This is a genomic window from Leptotrichia sp. OH3620_COT-345, assembly GCF_003932895.1.
Classification (GTDB): Bacteria; Fusobacteriota; Fusobacteriia; order Fusobacteriales; family Leptotrichiaceae; genus Pseudoleptotrichia.
In genome coordinates this window covers 1-798 of record NZ_RQYW01000071.1, presented here as the reverse complement: position 1 = coordinate 798, position 798 = coordinate 1, and the positions used below count along the sequence as shown (strand labels likewise).

General features: G+C 34.7%; 2 protein-coding genes. Both read right to left on the bottom strand.

Annotation, left to right across the window (positions count from 1 at the left end):
* On the bottom strand, positions 1–246 hold a 246-nt coding region (locus tag EII29_RS11350; protein WP_199726090.1), incomplete at its 3' end, for a hypothetical protein.
* A 135-nt stretch (positions 247–381) separates the two neighbouring features.
* Entirely contained in the window at positions 382–768 is a 387-nt protein-coding gene (locus tag EII29_RS11345; RefSeq protein ID WP_036851114.1) for a hypothetical protein, read from the bottom strand.
* Between the last annotated feature and the right edge of the window lie 30 nt (positions 769–798).

The following is a 798-nucleotide window of genomic DNA, read 5'->3' as shown; positions in this document are numbered from 1 at the left end:
GCCATATAAGCACTCGTTAGGCTCTGCCCTATACTTTGTTTCGTTCATTTCCTCAAGCTCTTTAGATAGCTTTCTGACACCTCTAGCGTAATGTTTACTAGCTTTTTCTTCTGCCCTTAAACTTTTGTAGTTGCTTTTCATATATGAACTTTCTAATATCGTCTTTCTGCTGTTTTTCCTCTTTATCAGACCAACTAACTTTTTGGCCTTTTCGCTTGCCACTTTGATAAACTCGTCTGTTATCATCAGGAAAGCCATTTTTTTCAAAGTACATTCTAGCATATTCAAAGTAATTTAAGCTGTTGATGTACTGCTGACTATCCTTTTTGTGATAATTAAGAGTTATCAATCGTCTTTCAGCTAGTGATTCAAAAGATGTTATCATACTTCTTCTTCAACGAAACCTAAAGCTAACAAAGCTTTATATTCCTCGCTCCCCTCTTTAACTTCAAGAGCATCTTGCTCGAATTTTGTTAATTGTTTAGACTGTCCAGCATAATATAATGCAGTTCCTCCGCTACTATCAGAAAAGTTATAAAACTTAAATTTAGGTTCAATAACTTCATAACCGTTAATGACAGCTTCAACCATTTTCAATTGCTCGTAACACTCAAAAGCACTACTTGGACATTTATCGCCGCCTATCCAATTGTATCCATAACCAAAACGAGTGATGTGACAAAGCGCTCGTTTTTTGTTTATTTCATCTTCAAGGTTTCCAAAAGTTTCAAGATAATCAGCTTGTTTTTGCGTTAATTTGACTACCATTTGTTAGTTCTCCTTTATTTCTATATATAC